The organism is Marinactinospora thermotolerans DSM 45154 (assembly GCF_900167435.1).
Taxonomy (GTDB): domain Bacteria; phylum Actinomycetota; class Actinomycetes; order Streptosporangiales; family Streptosporangiaceae; genus Marinactinospora; species Marinactinospora thermotolerans.
This window is the reverse complement of sequence record NZ_FUWS01000016.1, coordinates 3,938-22,546: the sequence shown is the minus strand read 5'-3', so window position 1 is coordinate 22,546 and position 18,609 is coordinate 3,938. Positions and strand designations below refer to the sequence as shown.

The 18,609-nt window shown below is 70.1% G+C and carries 15 protein-coding genes, 1 tRNA gene, 1 CRISPR repeat array and 1 riboswitch; of the genes, 6 read left to right on the top strand and 10 right to left on the bottom strand.

The features are described from left to right. Positions 1–11: 11 nt before the first annotated feature. Positions 12–135, bottom strand: a riboswitch (cobalamin riboswitch). 317 nt (positions 136–452) lie between these two features. From B5D66_RS22650 to B5D66_RS22630, 5 genes are all read left to right on the top strand, one after another. Further along, on the top strand, positions 453–671 hold the full coding sequence (locus B5D66_RS22650) for a hypothetical protein (RefSeq protein WP_078763836.1): 219 nt from the start codon (positions 453–455) through the stop codon (positions 669–671). 213 nt (positions 672–884) lie between these two features. Next, on the top strand, positions 885–1,538 hold the full coding sequence (locus tag B5D66_RS22645; RefSeq protein WP_200813761.1) for an ABC transporter permease: 654 nt from the start codon (positions 885–887) through the stop codon (positions 1,536–1,538). Beyond that, on the top strand, positions 1,531–2,844 hold the full coding sequence (locus tag B5D66_RS22640) for an ABC transporter ATP-binding protein (RefSeq protein WP_078763835.1): 1,314 nt from the start codon (positions 1,531–1,533) through the stop codon (positions 2,842–2,844). Before B5D66_RS22645 ends, B5D66_RS22640 begins: the two co-directional genes overlap by 8 nt. Next, positions 2,841–3,620, top strand: coding sequence for an ABC transporter permease (locus B5D66_RS22635; protein WP_078763834.1), 780 nt, complete (start codon positions 2,841–2,843; stop codon positions 3,618–3,620). The genes B5D66_RS22640 and B5D66_RS22635 overlap by 4 nt, the downstream gene beginning before the upstream one ends. Next, on the top strand, positions 3,620–4,618 hold the full coding sequence (locus tag B5D66_RS22630; RefSeq protein WP_078763833.1) for a glycine betaine ABC transporter substrate-binding protein: 999 nt from the start codon (positions 3,620–3,622) through the stop codon (positions 4,616–4,618). Before B5D66_RS22635 ends, B5D66_RS22630 begins: the two co-directional genes overlap by 1 nt. A 125-nt stretch (positions 4,619–4,743) precedes the next feature. Here B5D66_RS22630 and B5D66_RS22625 read toward each other — a convergent pair whose 3' ends face one another. The 3 genes from B5D66_RS22625 to B5D66_RS22615 form a co-directional block, all read right to left on the bottom strand. Continuing rightward, entirely contained in the window at positions 4,744–5,214 is a 471-nt protein-coding gene (locus tag B5D66_RS22625) for a hypothetical protein (RefSeq protein ID WP_078763832.1), read from the bottom strand. A 225-nt stretch (positions 5,215–5,439) separates the two neighbouring features. Further along, on the bottom strand, positions 5,440–6,975 hold the full coding sequence (locus tag B5D66_RS22620; protein WP_078763831.1) for a cobyric acid synthase: 1,536 nt from the start codon (positions 6,973–6,975) through the stop codon (positions 5,440–5,442). 137 nt (positions 6,976–7,112) lie between these two features. Next, positions 7,113–8,087 carry a cobalamin biosynthesis protein gene (locus tag B5D66_RS22615; RefSeq protein ID WP_078763830.1) on the bottom strand — a complete coding sequence of 325 codons (975 nt, stop codon included), beginning with the start codon at positions 8,085–8,087 and terminating at the stop codon, positions 7,113–7,115. A 579-nt stretch (positions 8,088–8,666) separates the two neighbouring features. Between B5D66_RS22615 and B5D66_RS22610 the strand changes: the two genes are divergently transcribed. Then, positions 8,667–8,739 (top strand) — tRNA-Arg (locus B5D66_RS22610). A gap of 384 nt (positions 8,740–9,123) precedes the next feature. Next, a CRISPR array of direct repeats spans positions 9,124–9,962; the repeat unit is 37 nt; unit sequence GTTGCGATCCTCAGCCGTCCCGGAGGACGGCTGCCAC. Between the two features lie 131 nt (positions 9,963–10,093). Here B5D66_RS22610 and cas2 read toward each other — a convergent pair. The 7 genes from cas2 to B5D66_RS22575 are packed head-to-tail and all read right to left on the bottom strand — an operon-like array spanning position 10,094 to position 17,659. After that, positions 10,094–10,384, bottom strand: a complete 291-nt coding sequence (gene cas2 / locus B5D66_RS22605; protein ID WP_078763829.1) for a CRISPR-associated endonuclease Cas2 — start codon at positions 10,382–10,384, stop codon at positions 10,094–10,096. Continuing rightward, entirely contained in the window at positions 10,385–11,407 is a 1,023-nt protein-coding gene (gene cas1c, locus B5D66_RS22600; RefSeq protein ID WP_078763828.1) for a type I-C CRISPR-associated endonuclease Cas1c, read from the bottom strand. After that, entirely contained in the window at positions 11,400–12,056 is a 657-nt protein-coding gene (gene cas4, locus B5D66_RS22595; protein WP_078763827.1) for a CRISPR-associated protein Cas4, read from the bottom strand. The genes cas1c and cas4 overlap by 8 nt, the downstream gene beginning before the upstream one ends. After that, positions 12,053–12,970 (bottom strand): type I-C CRISPR-associated protein Cas7/Csd2, encoded by a 918-nt coding sequence (cas7c, locus tag B5D66_RS22590; protein WP_078763826.1) that lies wholly within the window; start codon positions 12,968–12,970, stop codon positions 12,053–12,055. The genes cas4 and cas7c overlap by 4 nt, the downstream gene beginning before the upstream one ends. Next, complete coding sequence (gene cas8c, locus B5D66_RS22585; protein ID WP_159457304.1) at positions 12,967–14,778, bottom strand: type I-C CRISPR-associated protein Cas8c/Csd1; 1,812 nt, start codon at positions 14,776–14,778, stop codon at positions 12,967–12,969. The genes cas7c and cas8c overlap by 4 nt, the downstream gene beginning before the upstream one ends. Beyond that, positions 14,775–15,464 (bottom strand): type I-C CRISPR-associated protein Cas5c, encoded by a 690-nt coding sequence (cas5c, locus tag B5D66_RS22580; RefSeq protein WP_235001172.1) that lies wholly within the window; start codon positions 15,462–15,464, stop codon positions 14,775–14,777. Before cas5c ends, cas8c begins: the two co-directional genes overlap by 4 nt. Then, positions 15,461–17,659: a CRISPR-associated helicase/endonuclease Cas3 gene (locus tag B5D66_RS22575; protein ID WP_078763824.1), complete on the bottom strand. Its 2,199-nt coding sequence runs from the start codon at positions 17,657–17,659 to the stop codon at positions 15,461–15,463. Before B5D66_RS22575 ends, cas5c begins: the two co-directional genes overlap by 4 nt. Between the last annotated feature and the right edge of the window lie 950 nt (positions 17,660–18,609).

Genomic DNA, 18,609 nt, shown 5'->3' with positions numbered 1-18,609 from the left:
GTGACGTCGCGAAGTCTCCTGGCTCGGGTTCGGGCACCGGCCCCCGCCTTCCCACCGTGTCGCGGCAGTGGCGTCGTCTCGGGGCGGCTCCCCCTCACAGTTGCGGGACAGCCACGGATTCGCACCGTGTTCCTTCGCGTCGTCGCCTCATCATGGCAGAGGGGGGCGGTGGGGGCGTGTCCGGATCGATGTCCGGGAACATCGGCGTCGCCTCCGCGGATTCGCGAGGATCGCCGAGCGTGAGCCTCCCCGCCACCCCGGCGGCTCCCCTCGGCTCTGCCGGCCACCATGCCGCCTCCTACGACGAGGCCGCACGGCATTACGGCGAGCTCGCGTTCCACGCTCCGCACCGGCCCGTGGCGGTATCGGGGACATCACGGTGACCTTGACGGAGGTGCTCACTCCTTCCGGCTCCCTCCCCCCTGCGTAGCGGCATCTGGTCCGGCGACGACATGAGCGGCCAGGAGGAGAGGACGGCCACGTGGGCGCTGGTGCTCGCGATCATTGGGGGCTTCCTCGCGTGCTTCTTCATCCTGTTCCTGCTGCTGGTCGAGGAGCGGGCGGTCGGCGGAAGCACGATGGTGACCGTCCACAACGGCCAGGCGTGCCCCGGCCCGGGGCGCGATCCGGGATGGTTCGACTACGTTCGGACGCTCGCGCGGTCGGCGTGACGCCCCGCGGTCCGCGGCGGGGAACGGGGCCCGCGCACCCGTTCCGGGCCGCATGTCGACCCCGCCTCCCAGGTCACGCTTTCGCATGCGCACGGCAACGGAATAGTCACCATGGCCCGATAGGTGAGTAGTCTCCGCATGGCTGGCTAAGAAGCGGCCCATGATCGAACCCCTTGTCCTTGTCCCCTCCCGGTCCCGGGAGGCGGCCCTACAGTGACCCTCTGGGAGTACATCGCCGGCCGTTCCGACATGCTGGCCTTCCAGGCCCTTCAGCACGCGAGCATGATCGCCCAGTGCGTCCTGGTCGCGGCGGTGGTCGGTGTCGGCCTGGGCGTCGTCGTCCACCGCAACGAACGCGTCGCGGCCATCGCCACCGGGGCGACCAGCGTCGTCTTCACCATCCCGTCGCTGGCCATGCTGGGCCTTCTCATCGGCCCCTTCGGCCTGGGAGTCGCCCCCAGCGTCATCGCCATCGTGCTCTACGCGCTGTTGCCGATCCTGCGCAACACGATCGTCGGACTCAACGGTGTCGATCCCGCCCTGGTGGACGCCGCCCGCGGGATCGGCATGAGCAGGACCCGGGTCCTGGTGCGCGTCCGCCTGCCGCTGGCCTGGCCGGTGATCCTGACCGGGCTGCGTGTCTCCACCCAGCTCGCCATGGGGATCGGCGCGATCGCCGCGTTCGTGTCGGGTCCCGGCCTGGGTGAGCAGATCTTCTCCGGACTGGCCCGCCTGGGGGCGGCGAACGCGCTCAACGCCACGCTCGTGGGGACCGTGGGCATCGTCCTCCTGGCGCTGCTCTTCGACGCCGTCTTCGTCCTCATCGGCAAGCTCACCACCTCGCGAGGAATCCGCACCCATGCCTGAGACCACCCCATCCCCGTCCCTGGCCGAGCTCGTCTCCGAGAACGGCGGTGCCCGCGGGGTCCCCATCGAGCTCATCTCCGTCTCCAAACGCTACGGGGGCTCCCCCGACGCCGCGGTGGACGATCTGACCATGACGATCCCCGCCGGGGAGATCGTCGTCTTCCTCGGCCCGTCCGGCTGCGGCAAGACCACCACCATGCGCATGATCAACCGGCTGATCGAACCGACGTCCGGGCGCATCCTGATCGGCGGGCTGGACGCCCGCGCGCAGAAACCCGACGAGTTGCGGCGCCATATCGGCTACGTCATCCAACAGGCCGGTCTCTTCCCGCACATGACCGTCGCCGCGAACATCGCGCAGGTCCCCCAGATGCTGGGCTGGGACCGTCAGCGCATCCGGGCACGGGTCGACGAGCTCCTGGAACTCGTCGGCCTGGACCCCGTCCAGTACCGCGACCGTTACCCCCGGCAGCTGTCGGGCGGTCAGCAGCAACGTGTGGGGGTGGCCCGCGCGCTCGCCGCCGATCCGCCGGTGCTCCTCATGGACGAGCCGTTCGGCGCCCTCGACCCGATCACCAGGGAAAGCCTCCAAGACGAACTCCTGCGCCTCCAGGAGGAGCTGTCCAAGACCATCGTGTTCGTGACACACGATGTCGACGAGGCGTTGAAGCTCGGCGACCGCATCGCGATCCTCGACAAGGGGTCGCGCATCGTGCAGTACGCGACGGCCGAGGAGATCCTGACCAACCCCGCGGGATCCTACGTCGAGCAGTTCATCGGCGGGGAGTCGTCGATGAGGCTGCTGAAACTGACCCGGGTCTCCGACGTCGCGCTGGAACAGGCCGTACGGGCCCGCGCCACCGACGACGCCGCCGACCTCCGCCGGCGGATGGCCGAGGAGGGCGGTGACTGCGCGATCGTGTTGGACGAACGCCAGCGCCCCCTGCGCTGGGTGAGCGCGGCGGCCCTGGAAGGCGCGAGCGGACCGGTCGGCGAACTTCCCGGAGGTGAGGAGGACCGGATCGACACTGTCATCTCCGGCCGCTCGACACTCCAGGAGGCGGTCGAGGCGCTGCTCAACGCCGAACAGGAACTCGTCCCGGTCGTCGGCAAGCGCCGCCACTACACCGGCGTGGTGACGTTGGCGACCGTCCAGCAGGCGATCGCCGAGATCAAGGAACGGGAGCGGCGGTTGCGTCGCGAACGTGTCGCGGCCGGACAGTCGGCGGTCTCGGTGGCGGCCGAGCCGGCACCCGCCGCGGTGGTCCCCGACGCCACAGGGCGCGACGGCGGTGATACGGCATGAGCGTCACCTCCGCCGAGCAGAGCCGCTCAGCGGCCCAGGAGGCGTCGGCACCGCTCGGCGCCGGACTGCGGATCCTGCTCACTCCCGTCTCCATCGTTCTCCTCGGCCTCCTCACCATCGTCTACGTGCGAAACGCCGACCTGGACTCCACCGAGGCGCGGTCGCTGGCGCTCGACTACATCTGGACCAAGACCTGGGAGCACGTGGCCATCACCACGGTCTCGACCGCCCTGGTGCTCGCCATCGCCCTGCCCCTGGGCATCCTGGTGAGCCGACGGTGGATGCGCTGGTCGACGCCCCTGGTCCTGGCCATCGCCAACGTGGGCCAGGCGGCGCCCCCCGTAGGGGTGATCGTCCTCCTGGCCATCGGCGTCGGGGTCGGGTTCTGGCCGGCGATCACCGCGCTGGTCATCTACAGCGTGCTGCCCGCCCTGCGGAACACCATGGTGGGCCTACGGCAGGTGGATCCGGCGCTCATCGACGCCGCGCGGGGAATCGGCATGCCCGCCTGGCGTGTGCTGGTCAAGGTCGAACTGCCGCTCGCCGCGCCGGTGATCCTCGCCGGGATCCGCACCACCCTCGTGCTCAACGTGGGCGTCGCCGGTCTGGCCGCCTTCATCAGCGCCGGAGGGCTCGGCGAGCTGGTGGTGTCGGGTGTCAACACCAGCCGGACGCTCGTGCTGGTCGTCGGCTCGATCCTCATCGCGCTCCTGGCGTTGCTGGTCGACTGGGCCGCCGGGGTCGTGACCAAGCTCGCGCAACCGAAGGGACTGTGATGTCGGTTCGTCTTCGTTCCGCCGTCGCCGCGGGCCTGAGCCTGGCGCTCGTGACCTCGGGCTGCGGCCTGCAATCGGCTTCGGGATACATCCCCCCGATCGAGCCGGGATCGATCCCCCACCACCCCGAGCTGGAGGGCGAGGAGGTCCGGGTGACCTCCAAGGAACTCACCGAACAGCTCATCCTGGGCAAGATCGCCGTTCTCGCGCTGGACGCCGCGGGCTTCGAGGTGATCGACCAGACCAACATCCAGGGCAGCGACAACGCCCGGCGGTCCATGCTGATCGGCGAGAACGACCTGATGTGGGAGTACACCGGCACCGCCTGGCTGGTCTATGAGGGACAGGACGAGGTGATCCCGGACTCCCGTGAGCAGTTCGAGCGTATTCGCGACCTGGACCGGCGTGAGAACGGCATGGTCTGGTTCGATCCTCCAGCACCGATGAACAACACCTACGCGATCGTGGTGACCCCGGAGACCGCGCAGAAGTACGACCTGTCGGGGATCTCCGACATCGCCAACATTCCGCAGGAGGAACGCTCCCTGTGCATGGACACCGAGTTCTTCAACCGTGATGACGGACTGACCGCGCTGCGTCGTGACTACGACCTGCCCGAGGAGGAGTTCCCGAGCAGTGCCGAGGTGATGTCGGCCGGGGTCGTCTACCCGGCGGTCAGCGACGGTGCGTGCACACTCGGTTCGGCCTACTCCACCGACGGCAGGATCGACGTGCTCGGCCTGGAGATGCTGGAGGACGACCGGAAGGCGTTCCCGATCTACAACCCCGCGATCACGGTGAAGGAGGAGTTCGCCGCGAAGTACCCGCAACTGGAAGAGATCTTCGCGCCGATCGCCGAGAAACTCGACAACGAGACGATCACCCGGCTCAACGCCCGGGTCGACGAGGAAGGCCAGGAACCCGTCTACGTGGCCCGTGACTGGATGGTGCAGGAAGGGTTCATCCGGGAGGGAGACGCCCTCCTCTCCGCCGACTGACCCGCTGGGCGGACGTTGGGTGACCGCGGGAGCCGACGAGGGGAATCGGCTCCCGCAGCCACACCCGGAGCGCCGAACCGGTGGCCACCTCCTGGTTCTCCGCGGGCGGAGAACCGGCAGGCGACCTAGCCGGCCACCGCGCCCCTTCCGGAATCATCGGATGGGCCGGTGCCACCATCCTGCCCGGCCGATCCGGTGATGTGGTCCAAGAGGACCTCACGCGCGTAGGACGCCATGGGACGGTCTCCCGCCTGGGCGTCCAGCGCCGCGAACTCCTCGGCGTCCAGCGTGATGGTCAGTGACCTGCCCTCGGATCCGGCAGACCGCGGAAGACCCAGCATCTGACGATAGAGCCGTTCCAGCGCCTCAGGCGGAAGCTTTCCGTAGGCGCTCTCGAGCGCGCTCAGCCACTCCCTGGTCTCGTTCCAACGGACGTAGCGACCGACAAGGGCGGCCAGGTGGGAGGAGATGTCCCCCTCGCCCACGGCCTTTTCGACCTCGGCCCGGGTCACGGGGTCGAGGAACAGGGTGACGCGGTGACCGGACGCCACCTCGCCCGTGAGAGGGGACGACTCCGCGGACATGACGGTGCTCACCTAAAGCCTCCATTGGGAAGAGTGCTTCGCCGCCGGCGGAAACCGGAGGCGGCTTAGGCGGTTGTCTCGTTCCGTGGGGAGATCCACATCGTCCTCGTACACACCACGCCCACCACAGCAGGCGGGTGCCCACGCGATTCTCACACTGACCGCTTACGATCACCAACTGTAATCCCACGGTCACGAAAACGCCAGCGTTTTCTCCGGTCCCGTGCGCCCCGCCCCTCACGCCCCCCAGCGCGGCCCCGCGGGAGGCACAACGGGCAGTCCCGCCGGCGCCCCCGTCTCGATCAACCGCCACAGGGCGTCCGTGTCGACGTTCTGCTCGACCAGATCGCCGAGCGCGTCCAACCTCGCCGCGCGCTCCGCGGCGAAGTCGGTGTCCGGCGCGCAGACGAAGGCCCGGCCGGCCCGCCCGGCGACATCGGCGAGGAAGGCACGCCGGAAGCCGTCGTTCTCCAGGGCCCCGTGCCAGGTCGTCCCCCACACCGCTCCCAGGCGGCACCCGTCGAGGAACGGCTCCGCCTCCGTCTCATGGTCGACGGAGATCACCCCGTGGTGGATCTCATAGGCGCTCACCCGTTCGCCGTAGGCGGCGCCCACGGGGCGGCCCAGGGTCTTGTCCGCCGCGAACACCACGCGGGCCGGCAGCAGGCCCAGGCCCGCCACCTCTCCCGCTCCCGACTCCACATCGTCGTGAATGGCGCGTGCCAGCATCTGGTAGCCGCCGCAGATCCCCAGGACGGGGCGGCCCTGCGCGGCACGGCGCGCGATCACGTCGGCCAATCCGCGCTCGCGCAGCCAGGACAGGTCGGCCACGGTGGCCCGGCTGCCCGGGAGGATCACCAGGTCCGCGTCCGCGAGCTCGTGCGGCGCGGTCACGAAGCGGACGTCCACCCCCGGTTCGACGCTCAGCGCGTCGATGTCGGTGAAGTTGCTGATGCGCGGAAGCCGGACCACCGCCACGCGCAGCGTCTGGGAGCCCACCGGAGGACGTGGCGCGCCGCGGTCGGCGCCGAGCCCCAGGGAGTCCTCGACGTCGAGCCACAGTCCGTCCAGCCACGGCAGCACCCCCATGACCGGACGTCCGGTGAGCCCGCGCAGCATGTCCAGGCCGGGCTCCAGGAGCTCGGGCGCGCCGCGGAACTTGTTGATGAGGAAGCCGGCGACCAGCGCCTGGTCCTCCGGCTCCAGCAACGCCAGCGTCCCGTGCAGCGCGGCGAAGACCCCGCCCCGATCGATGTCGCCCACGACGAGGACGGGCAGGCCGGCGGCGCGGGCCAGTCCCATGTTGGCGATGTCCCCGGCGCGCAGGTTGATCTCGGCCGGGCTGCCGGCGCCCTCGCAGATCACCACGTCGTGGGAGGAGCGCAGTTCCGCCAGCGCCTCCACCGCGATCCCGCGCAACCGTTCCTTGTAGTCCTGGTAGCTCACCGCGTCGGCCTCGCCGATCGGCCTTCCCCGGACGACGACCTGGCTGCTGCGGTTGCCTCCGGGCTTGAGCAGCACCGGGTTCATCGCCGCGCTCGGCTCGATTCCGCAGGCGGCGGCCTGCATGGCCTGCGCCCTGCCGATCTCGGCCCCGTCGGGGGTGACCACCGAGTTCAGCGACATGTTCTGCGCCTTGAACGGGGCGACCTTGACGCCCTGACGCGCCAGCCACCGGCACACCCCTGCGGTGATGACGCTCTTGCCCGCGTCGGAGGTCGTTCCGGCGATCAGCAGCGCCGGGGCGTCGCCGTCGTTGGTGGCGCGGTTCACGTCGTTCCTCGTTCGCGGGTCAGGGGCGTGGTGGGATCGTCCCACCGGCCCGGCGGGACGCCCAGAACACGATATAGCCGGGCGGTCCCGGCATGTCCGGTGGTCTGGACATCAGTGCGGGACGCGCCCGCCCGATCTCACCCGCGATCCCGCCCGAAGCGGCGGGAGAGGGCGAGGGCGAGGAGCGCCGCGGTGACCGCCGCCGCGGTGTCGACGGCCCCGGCCAGCCGGATGGCCCGGCGGATGTCGCCCACCTCGGGAGGGCGGCCGTCGCCCAGCTCCGGGCGGTGCTCGACCCGCTGCCCGTAGACGTTCGTCCCGCCCAGGCGCAGGCCCAGGGCGCCCGCGAACGCGGCCTCGCACTGGCCCGAGTTCGGGCTGGGGTGCCGGTGGCCGTAGGCCCGGCGGGTCCGCCAGGCCCGCGCCACTCCGCCACCGACCACGGGGGCGGCGGCGGCCGTGAGCAGCGCCGTCAGCCGGGCCGGCGCCCAGTTGGCGACGTCGTCCAGGCGCGCGCCGGCCCATCCGAAGCGCTCGTACCGCTCCGACCTGTGCCCGACCATCGCGTCGAGCGTGTTGATCGCCCGGTAGCCGAGCAGTCCGGGCACCCCGAGCAGGGCCCCCCACAGGAGCGGCGCCACGACGGCGTCGGAGGTGTTCTCCGCCACGGACTCGACCGTCGCCCTGGCCAGGTCCTTGGCGTCCAGCCCGTCGGGGTCGCGTCCGCACAGGTGCGGCAGCCTCCGGCGGGCCGCGTCGAGGTCGCCGGCCTCCAGGGCGTCGGCCATCAGGGCGGCCTCGCGCCGCAGCATGCTGCCTCCGAGGACCGCCCAGGTGGCGGCCGCGGTGACGGCGGCCTCGCGACGAGGGCCGGCGCCGTGTTCGGCGAGCGCCCCGAGCGCGGCCGCCGGGGCGACGGCCAGGAGCGCGAAGACGGCGCCCCGGGCCCGCTTCGGGGCGTACACGCGACGCTCCAGGGCCGCGGCCGCGGCGCCGAACAGGGCGACCGGGTGGCCGCGGCGGGGGTCGGGAAGCACCCGGTCCAGCACCACGCCACCGATCAGGCCGAGCGCGCTGGAACCGGATCGTCGTCGCCGGCGTCTGTTCTTCACGGGCTCAACCGTAGTGCGCCGGTCGTCCCCCTCCGGTCGGGCGGGCACGAGGGCGAGCCAGCACTATCCGCTTTCGGTGAACACACATGTACGAAATCGGCACACGCGTTTCCCTCCCGCACCCTGCCGGGCTCGTTAGGGAGAGGCCTCATGATCGTTCTGCTCACCTGGATCGCCATGCTGACCTGCGGCCAGTGGTTCACCTGGTGACCCACGCGTTCCCTCCTGGAGGGCCCTCCGCCCGGAGAAGTCCCGTGCTCGCGCGCGCCCCCGTGGGATGGCGAAACACCCACGGCCTGCGCCGCGCCGACCATTGATCAGCGGTAACGTGTTCCCCGAGCCGATAGCCACCGTTTTGGCGGATACCACACGCTAACGAGGCGCGACTACGAATGGCCGTAGTTGTTACTATTTCGCCCGGCCATGGGTGACATCTGCCGAATACCCTAAGATGACCCCTTGAGGACATGAGAGAGCCGACCGGCTCTCCCCTGTCGGCCGTAGCATCACCAAGCAGCGGGGAACACCGCCGGACCCAGGTCCACGACGCCCCCCGCCGACGGTCCACAATTGAATCAGGCACCCGTAGCTCAGTGGATAGAGCACCGGACTTCTAATCCGATGGTCGCAGGTTCGAATCCTGCCGGGTGCGCCCCGAAACCCCAGGTCAACCTCACTCCAGCGCGGCCCCGGCCTGGGGTTCCCCGTTCCCGACACCCGTTTCGTCCCCACCGGCCCCGTGTTCGTCCCCCGCGTGTCCCTGTGCCGCTCCGGAGACGCCCCGCAGCCACCACGCCCCTCACCCCGGGCGGACGCGCGGGCGCCCGGGATCCACCCCCAGGGCGCCGCCCCTTTCCCAGACGCCTCCGGGACGAGGCTGTACGCGGTCGTCGCGGCCCCCAGCCACTTCAGAGGGGCGGCTGCCACCTCGAACCCACGACCACCGGATTAGAAGTTCGGTGCTCACGATCCCCCACGCCCCCCCGGAGGGCGACTGCCACGACGCGGTCCGAGACGGCCTCCCGATCGTGGCCATGTTGCGATCCTCAGCCGTCCCGGAGGACGGCTGCCACACCCCTGGAACACGGTGGCCCGGAGATCAGACTGGGTTGCGATCCTCAGCCGTCCCGGAGGACGGCTGCCACGCCCCCGAGGCCGAGGCCGAGGACCTTCCCCTTGAGGTTGCGATCCTCAGCCGTCCCGGAGGACGGCTGCCACCCCCCACCCACCGCCAACACCACCTCAGCGGAAGCAGTTGCGATCCTCAGCCGTCCCGGAGGACGGCTGCCACTCTCCCGGGACCCGATCCACATCAGGGAGGAGCGGGGGTTGCGATCCTCAGCCGTCCCGGAGGACGGCTGCCACCCCCCACCCACCGCCAACACCACCTCAGCGGAAGCAGTTGCGATCCTCAGCCGTCCCGGAGGACGGCTGCCACTCTCCCGGGACCCGATCCACATCAGGGAGGAGCGGGGGTTGCGATCCTCAGCCGTCCCGGAGGACGGCTGCCACTGCTGGCGCGCTGCCGACACCGCCGCGGGATGGAAGGTTGCGATCCTCAGCCGTCCCGGAGGACGGCTGCCACCTCGGGCGGGCTCCCTTCTTCTTAAGGAGCTGTCATGTTGCGATCCTCAGCCGTCCCGGAGGACGGCTGCCACTTCCTCCCCCGCCCTGGACAGGTGGCCGTTCTGCGGGTTGCGATCCTCAGCCGTCCCGGAGGACGGCTGCCACGGAGACGACCCAGTGGACCTTCTTACGGATCAGCCAGTTGCGATCCTCAGCCGTCCCGGAGGACGGCTGCCACCCCAGGTGGCACGCGAGCGGCGCCTCGCCGCGCTGTTGCGATCCTCAGCCGTCCCGGAGGACGGCTGCCACGGCGCCCGAGCAGCGAAAACGTTCCGCTGAACAGCGTCGAGCACCCGATCCGAAACAGACACGACACCCGGAAACCCACCAAACATGCTTGGGAACCTCCCCGGGAATCCATGTCCACTCCAGGTTCCCAACTACAGCACCAGCGCCTCGTCGTGCGGCAGCCGGCGGGCCGCCCCCAATACCTCTACCGCCTTGAACGAGCCTCGGTTCATCCGGTAGATGCGGATGCTGTCCTCGGTGTCATCGATGATCCGGTGCAGCGCGTCGTTCAAGCGCACCAGATCCGCGTCGCTGCACACCACCTCGAACACCGACTTCTGCACCCGCAGCCCATAGCCCTCGCACAGTTTGGCCACCCGCCGCAGCCGCTGGGCGCCCTCCGGGGTGGTGGTGGAGACGTCGTAGGTGACCAGCAGTTCCATTCACACCGTCCAGGGCAGGTATCCGGGCAGGTCCTTGCGCAGGTGGCGGGCCATCAGACGGGCCTGCACCGAAGGCAGCAGCGCCGCGGGCACCTGCCGTCCCAGCACCCGATGGTTGTACTCCTTGGCGCGTTGCTGCTGCCAGTACCCCAGCACCGTCTTGCGGCCCTCCTCGGTGAGCTGGACCGCTCCCCCTGGCAGGGTCTCGAAATCCTCGGGGTCGATCTGACGTCGGTTGATCAGGGTCAGCGCCGCCCGGTCGGCCAACACCGAGCGGAACTCCTCCATCAGGTCCAGAGCCAGCGCCGGCTTGCCCGGGCGGATGCCGTGCAGGAACCCTACATAGGGGTCCAGGCCGACCTGCTCGCAGGCGCCGTGCACCATCGAGCGCACCAGCCCGTAGAGGAAGGACAGCAAGGCGTTGACCGGGTCGGTGGGCGGGCGCTTGACACGGCCGGGGAACACGAACCCGGTCTCGGGGCGCACCAGCAGCGCGAAAGCCTCGAAGTAGGTGCGGGCCGCGTTGCCCTCCACCCCCATCAGGGTTTCCACGTCCCCGGCTCTTCCCGCCGATTCCAGCGACCCCGCCAGATCTTCGGCGGCCGCGCGCAACCGGGTCTTGTGTGTGGTGGAGTCGCGTGCGCCTTTGAGGAGGATCTGGCGGGAGTTCTGAATCTTCCCGGCCAGGCAGGCCCGGGCGATCTCCACCCGGACACCGGGGTCAGCGTGGGCGAGATGCTGGGCGTGGCGCAGCAGTACGTTGCCGCGGGTGGGCCCGCCCGTGCGGAACCGGAAGCGCCCGCCCTGACTCATCCACACCACCGGACGGCCGTCATCGGCGCAGCGTCCCAGCAGCTGGGAGGAGACCTGGATGTTGCCCATCACCACGATGGACTCCAGGCGCAGCAGCGGCAGGGGGCGGCGGGGCCCGCCCTCAGGCAGCGCGACCCGCACCGCGTCGCCGTCCAGGTGCAGCGAGGCGCCCGGCGTCTGCACGTACAGGGTGTTGAGGAGTTCAGTCATCCCATTCCGTCTCGGGAGCCGGTGTGAACAGCGCGCCCCGCAGTTTTTCGAACCGGGGGCGCTTGGCCAGGACCTTGGGCATGCACCCGGTGTTCATCGAGCAGCGCCGGCAGCGGGCATCGGCGGCCGGGGCCGGCAGGGCCTGGCTCTTGATCACCTCGCGGACCTGTTCTGTGATGCGCGCGACCCTCTGGCGCATGGCGGCGTCGACGGCCACGGTGTGGCGGCGGCGATCGGCCATCGCGTAGATCGCGGCGGTGTCGATGCGGGTGCTCAGGCGCTGCTCCAAGCAGATGGCCTGGGCGGCGACCTGCACGTCGGCGGCCCCGCCGGGCCGGTAGGCGCCGGATTTGTGCTCGACGGGCAGCACGGTGCCGTCCGGGTGGATCTCGACCACGTCGCACACCCCGGTCAGGCCCAGCTCGTCGTGCCAGACGGGCAGCGCCCGCAGGGTGCGCACGCGGGGACGGGACTCCTGACCGGGGTCGTGGACCCTGCGATGGGCCAGGGTCCCGCGCACTGTTGCGGCGTCATCGGTGAAGGCGTCCTCCAGGAGGATGAGCCCGGCCTGGCGAGGGCAGTAGGCGTAGTGCTCCAGCGCCGACAGCGTCACCGGCCAGGGCGGCCGGTGACCGGGGGTGGCGCTCACCCGTCCACCAGTGGCGTCAGCGTGATGCCTTCGGGCAGGCCCTCCTGGTCGACGGTGATCTTGTACTCGTCGAAGGAGCGCACCACCCGGGCCCGCTCGTCCGCGCCCTGGGGCTGGTCGGTGAGGCGGGCCTGGACACGGTCGAACAGGGTGTGGGCCGGGGCGCGGCCGAAGGCGTCGTCGTGGGTGAACACGTAGAGGCCGCGCAATGCCATCTCGCCGCGGGAGGCGGCCCGGTCGTGCTCGAACATCATGGTCATGGCCCGCCAGAAGGCCTCCAGGTCGGCTGTGGTGACACCGGTGCGCTGGGCCAGCGGGGCGCTGAAGTGCCCGAATCCCTGGTAGAGGCCGTAGGGAACGGTGTGCTTGGTGCCCATCTCGGTGGATTCGCCCTGCTCGGTGTCCTCGGTCTTGGTCTGGGTGACGCGGGTGATGCCGTGCTCCTGGTCGAGCACCCGGTGCAACGACCGGGAGAAGGTGAGCTGCATCGGGCCCTGGACCCGCCCGGCGGGTTTGTCGCCGGTGCTCATGACCGCGCCGAACATGCGCACGTCGAAGAAGGTCTCGCACATCCAGTCCCGGGCGCGGGGCTGGTTGACCGCGGTCTGCTTCTTGTTCTTCTTGTCGCCTTCGAGGCCCAGGGCGGCGTAGGCACGCTCGTGCTGGGAGTTCAGCGATACCCCGGCCTCCACGTAGATGTCGAAACCGGGCTCGCCGTGTTTGAACAGCGGGATGGTGTTGCGGATCTTGCGTTTGATGGCCACGTCGGTGACCAGGCCCTGCCCGGTCTCGGGGTCGGTGCGGGGCATGCCGCCGGCGTCGGGATCGCCGTTGGGGTTGCCGTCGCGCACGTCGAAGAAGAAGACGAAGTCGTGCTTGCGGGCGGGGTCCAGGTACGGGCTGGGCGTGCTCACGTGTTGTTCTCCTCAGGGGTGGTGGTGCGGTTTGCTCGCTGGGCCGCGCGGGTGGCGGCGCGCTGCTGGTGGTAGCCCACGATGAACAGGCCCTGACCGTGCAGGTCCAAGGTCGCCGGCGGGCCTTCGGGCAGACGGCCGAACAGCTCGTGCAGCCGGTCGCTGAGCGCCACCGCGGTTGCGGGGGCCTCGCGGCGCAGGCGTTTGAGGTGACCGTTGGCGTTCGTCCGCAGCCGCACCAGCTGGGACAGCGGCGCCACGGCGGCCTGTTTGAAGAACCGGTCGGTGATGGTGGTGTTGGGTCCCTTCTTGGAGCGGGGGTCGCGCAGGGCGTAGTACTGGATGTCCTCCAGTACGGCGAAGATCCGCCCGCAGAGCACCGCGGGGCGATCGTCGTCGGGGTTGAGCTGAGGCATCAGCCGGTTCCTTTCGGCGGGGTCGCGTCGGATGAGCAGCAGCCTCAGCAAGGCCGCCCGGGCCAGGTCCACCCGGCCATCGGCGCGGACGCGCTGGATGAGGCGCTGCAGCAGCCGGTCGGGCGGACGGTGCCGGGGGCCTTGCAGGGCGCAGGCCAGCAGGTCGCGTTCGGCGTATGCGGGTTCGCTACCGTGGATGTAGCGCCAGGAGCTGTCTCCCTCGCCTGTTCCACGCCCCAGGCTCAGCGCCATCAGCCACAGCGGAACACACACCGGCTCCGCGGAGCGCGGGTCTTGGATCCGGTGGTCGTCGAACCAGGCCGCGATGTTGGCCAAGGCCCGTTCGAGGGGGACCTCGACCCAGTCGCGCACGACCACCCGGCTCTGGTTGGCCGACAGGGTGAGCGCGTAGAACTTGTTGGGGTCGATCCGCCGGCCTGCCCGGGGGTGGCGGGCCCGGTCCAGCTCGGTGAAGACCGCAGCGACCTGGTCGGGGCGGGCCTCGCGCAGCGTGCGCAGCGGAGAGAAGGGAACCGGATCCTTCAGCCACCACACCGTGACCGAGTCAGCCGTCCGATAGCGATGTTTCTCCTCGGCCAGCAGCGCGTTGAGCACCGCGGCCGACCCAGCGCCACACCGCTCGCACAGCGGGATGTCGGTCAGTTGGATGCGGCCGCCCCGCCCCTGGGCGCTCTTGTTGACCGACACCAGCTGGGCGTCGCGGCCACGGGTATTGCCGGTGGGGATCGCCCCGGCCTTGATGGGTTCGGGCAGGGTGTCCAGCAGCACGCCCTCCTGGCCGCAGGACAGGCAGTATCCCTGGCCGGCGCGGGCGCTTTTGCGCTGGGTCACGGTGCGCCGCCAGCACTCCTGGGCGGCCTGGCCCAGGTGGGGCCAGCCCGGCTGCCCCGCGACCTGCAGGGCCACCGTGTCGGAGGGTTTGGCCTGTTCGGGCACTGTGATGTCGAGATGGTGCCCATTGGTGAAGAAGGCCAGCACGGCCGCGGCCGTGGGGTCGGCGGGCTCGGTGGCGGCCCACTGGTGCAGCAGCTCGATGTAGGCGTCGTTGCGGCGGACGGCCTCCTCCGCGGCCTTGGCGGTGTCGGTCTTGGGCCGGGCCAGGACGAACTCCAGGGTGTCCACCAGCAGCATCGGTGGCGGTTTGGTCCCTGCACGGTAGATGTAGGGGGCGTCGGTGAGGATGCCGTTGCGGTTGTCGGCGTCGGCCAGATCGTCCGGGGCCGGCCTGCCCTCGGCGTCACGGCTGAGCGGGCGCCCTTGCTCGTCGATGAGGATGCGCCAGCGCAGAGCACGGGGGCGGTAGCCGGCCGGGGGCAGCCCCGCCACGTGGGGGGCGTGATCGGCCAGGGCTTTGAGGAGCACCCCGCTCACCCCCGCCCACCGGTGCGCGCCGTCGGGGCCCCGGGCAGCTCGGCCCCCTGCTCGGGCACCTGCATCACACCGTTGTCCATGCGGGCGTGGAACCACCGGTAGGTCTCGCGAGGCCCGGAGTAATCGATGCTGTGCAGCATCATCCCGAAGTCCTCGCTGGCCTGGATGGGGCGGCGGGCGGTGGGTGCGCTGAAGGAGGCGGAGAACTCGCGGGTGCCCAGGAAGGGCTGGGAGAAGCAGGCGCCGCGCTCCACGCGGCGGCGGAACTGGTCACGGTACTTGGCCTGGGGGGCGTCGGCGTGCTCGCGCAACCGGATGTGGGCGAAGACGCGGTAGGCCACGTCACGCAGGCCGACCATGTTGCGCTGGTCGCGCTTGGTCTCGGCGTCGAAGCGCACTGCGGGATCGGCCATGGCACGGCGCACCCAGTCGGTAGAGGTGATCTCATCGACCTCGTTGCGGCGCACCGAGAACCAGGCGATGGGGGAAAGCACCTCGATGCGCTCGATGAGGTAGGTGAACTCCGGTTTCCAGAAGATCGCCTCCAGCAGCCCTTTGGCGGCCGAGGGGGTCATCACCGGATAGCTGAACCGCTCGGTCTTGAGCTCGGGACGGGTGAAGCAGGCATAGGGGCCGGTAACCTCGACCGCCAGCGGCGGGGGTCCGCCCCTGTTGGGGGTGGTCAAAGCACATACTCCTGACTGTCGGAGAGTTCGATGCCGCGCAAGGGGTCGTAGTCGCCCAGCCACTCGCACAGGTCGCCCGCCACCGGGGCGAGCAGGCCCGCGGCCTGCCTGCCCACCGCCCCCTTGGGCAGGGTGGCCAGGTAGGGGCGCAGTTCGCGCAACAGCCCGCCCGCGGGCACACCCCGGCGCAGCAGGCCGATCACCTGGCGGACACGCGATTCGGCCTCGGGGACGGCATGGGGGACGACGACGGGGACGGTGTGCTCCTCGATCATCCGGAACAGGGCGGCGGTCTTGGGGAAGTCACAGTCGGTCCGGGCCTTTTGGATCTCCTCGCCGCGCTTTTCGACGCCCTTGCCCGTGAACCGGACGGGGTAGTACCTGCTCAGGGCCTCCAGATCGTCGGGCAGGGCCCGCCCCGGCCCGAAGTAGGCGCGGGTGGCCCCCAGCGCGGCCCCGTAGACGAACTCCCCGCCGGTGCGCAGGCGGCCGTCCTCACCGGCGACCTCGAAGACCACCACCCGTCCCTTGTCCAGGTGCCCCGAGCGGTTGCAGCGGCCGGCCGCCTGCTGCATCGCCTCGGCGGTGGCGAAGGCACGGAACACCTCTGGAAAGTCCAGGTCCACCCCGGCCTCGACCAGCTGGGTCGAGACGACCGCCACCGGGGCGCCCGCGGCATTGAGCCCGGCGATCTCCTCGATGGTCTTTTTACGGTGGAGGGCGACCATTCGGGTGGACAGGTGCAGTACCGGCCCCTTGCCCGCTCCGCGCTCCCGCTGGATCTTCTGGTGCAGCTCGCCGGCCTGGGCGGTGGTGTTACACACCACCAGCACCGAGGCACATCGCGCGGCGCGCTCGGCGACCTGCTGCAGGCTGGGCGCCGGGTCGCACCACCACTCGTAGTCCACCCGGGACAGCTCGGCGTACAGCGGCGCGGGCTCGGTGATGATGTCGCGAGCGCTGATATCCCTGAGCGGGGAGAGTTCGAAGAAAGCGGGCTGGGTTGCCGAGGCCAGCAGCACCGTCACCCCGAAGTGCTCGGTCAGGGTGCGCAGCATCGAGAGGATCGGCACCAGCATCCCATCGGGGAGGGACTGCACCTCGTCCAGCACGATCACCGACCCGGCCAGGTTGTGCAGGCGGCGCGTGGCCGCCGGGCGGCGGTCGAACAGCGACTCGAACAACCGCACGGTGGTGGTGACCACGAAGGGGGCGTCCCAGTTCTCCGCGGCGAGTTTGGCCCACCGGTGCTCGGGGGCGTCGTCGCCGTCGTCGAGGTCCACACCGCTGTGGTGCTCCAGCACGACCGGCTCCTCCCCCTGCCGGTCCAGCAGGTCCCGGTACTCCTGGGCGTTCTGCTCGGTGATCGCGGTGAACGGCACTGCCACGATCACCCGGCGCAGGCCGTGGCGGTGGGCGTGGTGCAGGGCGAATCCGGCCGCGGCGAAGGTCTTGCCCGAGCCCGTCGGGGCGGGGAGGCGGTAGAACCCCTGCGGCCCCTCGGCCGCGGCGACCGCCTGGGCGTAGACCCGGCGTCGGATCCCGTCCACCGGTGTGGGCTTCCGCCTGGCGAGCTTGGCTCGCAGTCCTTCCTCGAAGCGCTCCGCCAGGTCACAGGCACGCACGGGATGCTCGCGGCGCGGCGCGGCGGCGAAGTGCTCCTCGGTGTCGAGGAAGTCGGCGTCGACCACCGCACTGAAGACCATGCGCACCAGCACCTCGACCACCAGCGGATCCCGCGCCGCGGCTTCCTCAAGCCAGACCGGAAAGTCCGGTCCGTCAAGGATCTCGGGTACCCGTGCGGCCACCCGGTCGATGGCCTCCTGGACCAGCGAGGACTGCTCGTTGTCGGCCTCGTCCAGCGCGGCCTCCAAGCCGGCTTTGGAGGGCAGCCCGCCGTGGTGACCGAACACCACCCCACTGAACACGTCCAGTCCGGCCTTATCGGCCAGCCAGGTCCCGGCGTGCTTGTGCGGAACCCCTACTCGGCCGCCGGACGCCTCGGCCCGTAGCAGCCCGTTTTGCCAGGAACAGGCGCCTTTACCGACATCGTGGACGATCCCGAGGTAGGCGGCCAGCTCGCCGGCGCCGAACACCTCCGCGTGGCGCCGTGCCCGTTCCTGCGTACCACGCAGGTGATCTTCGAGCCGATGGCGTCTCCCCCACTCATCAGCGCTATGCCCCCAGAGTTCCATGTCCCCCTCCCGCTTTAAGCGCGTTGAGCTGGAATCTCTGGAACGGTAGCCCACCCCGCCGACAACCGCTGGAGTTTCCGCGAAATGCCTAAAAGATCGACATATGGAACAACTCTGGCCCCAACCGGGCCAGAGTTTCCCATTTTGTCCCGCTACACGCAGAGCGTCCTATTTACGATCCTCGGCGCCGCATGAACCCAGAACAGGCCGGCACCGCCTTGGGCCTCACCCACACCAACGACCTTAACAGGCCGCCTCCTTCTAGGAAGCTCTAGCGCGTAGCGGGTCAATGAATTACCCCGTTGCCCCCAACAGGGCCTTGCGGTGATCTAAGCTCCTCACCGCAAGGCCCGCAGACGCCGCGGGCACGATTCGGACAGAGAGGGAAATTTCATGAGTTACCTACTTCGGACACTCAAGCTGGTCAGGCTGGCGTCAGCTCTAGCCAGGACCGTCCTCTCGCTGCTCAGGATTTTCCCCTGAAATGCGAATAGGTCCTAGAAGGGGGCCTTATTTAACCCCTTCTAGGACCCTCTCCGGGGCCCGAGGACGACCTCCAAATGACTCCTCGGACCCGCTTTCCGAGGATAAGGCAACTCACGCCCGCGTTCGCGAGGCGCCCGATTGCGTTCCTCAACCGCCCCAGAGAGCGGCTGCCTCGTCCACCCGCTCAGGTGGCCCTAGTACCAGTTGTAGTTGCGATCGCTCAGCCGCCCCGGAGGGCGACTGCCACGGCGACCACCGCCATCGGGGTACCCGACGCCTCGGCGGTTGCGATCCTCAGCCGTCCCGGAGGACGGCTGCCACATGATCGCAGGCGACCGCTCCCCCGTGGTGAGGCTGTTGCGATCCTCAGCCGTCCCGGAGGACGGCTGCCACGACCTCTCCGGGGTCGCGCGCGGCCCTGCTGGTGGTTGCGATCCTCAGCCGCCCCGGAGGGCGGCTGCCAC

Coding starts and splice junctions, on each gene's coding strand:
- B5D66_RS22575 (WP_078763824.1), bottom strand. CDS start 17,659: ATGGAACTCTGGGGGCATAGCGCTGATGAGTGGGGGAGACGCCATCGG.
- cas2 (WP_078763829.1), bottom strand. CDS start 10,384: ATGGAACTGCTGGTCACCTACGACGTCTCCACCACCACCCCGGAGGGC.
- cas1c (WP_078763828.1), bottom strand. CDS start 11,407: ATGACTGAACTCCTCAACACCCTGTACGTGCAGACGCCGGGCGCCTCG.
- B5D66_RS22640 (WP_078763835.1), top strand. CDS start 1,531: ATGCCTGAGACCACCCCATCCCCGTCCCTGGCCGAGCTCGTCTCCGAG.
- B5D66_RS22635 (WP_078763834.1), top strand. CDS start 2,841: ATGAGCGTCACCTCCGCCGAGCAGAGCCGCTCAGCGGCCCAGGAGGCG.
- B5D66_RS22650 (WP_078763836.1), top strand. CDS start 453: ATGAGCGGCCAGGAGGAGAGGACGGCCACGTGGGCGCTGGTGCTCGCG.
- B5D66_RS22630 (WP_078763833.1), top strand. CDS start 3,620: ATGTCGGTTCGTCTTCGTTCCGCCGTCGCCGCGGGCCTGAGCCTGGCG.